At 53.2% G+C, this 419-nt stretch carries 1 protein-coding gene; it reads right to left on the reverse strand.

From position 1 onward, the window contains the following. Positions 1 to 415: DUF7507 domain-containing protein (locus tag A7A78_RS09815; protein WP_131811125.1), on the reverse strand; the 415-nt coding region annotated here is incomplete at its 3' end. Positions 416 to 419 lie beyond the last annotated feature (4 nt).

Raw genomic sequence — 419 nt, forward strand, 5'->3', positions numbered from 1 at the left:
TCTGGCAGATAACCACTACTGTATCTCCGTCCGCTGTGGTAGAGGTCGGGTGCGAGTCATCGGATACCGGGGTATTGGATGGGTTCATCGCAAGTCCGTTAACCGTAGCTTGGTTGGTCACCTCGCCATCGTCAACGTCGTCCTGCGTTACCGTATAGGTTGCAGTGTATTCCCAAACTTCGTTAAGTCCAAGGATGCCGTCTGAACCTGTATCGCCCGTTGGGCCGGTGATGGTGGACAGGCCTACCAATGGATCTGTTACGACCACATTGTCGATTGATATGTTGCCCTCGTTGGTCACTCTAAAGGTATAGGTGATTACATCGCCTTCCGCTAGCTCAACACATCCGTTGTTGCCAGGAACCTGGTCGCTCTCCTTCACGATCGCGATGTCCGCGCTCTGGCAGATAACCACTACT

Origin of the sequence: Aequorivita soesokkakensis, assembly GCF_001641085.1 — a bacterium.
Classification (GTDB): domain Bacteria; phylum Bacteroidota; class Bacteroidia; order Flavobacteriales; family Flavobacteriaceae; genus Aequorivita; species Aequorivita soesokkakensis.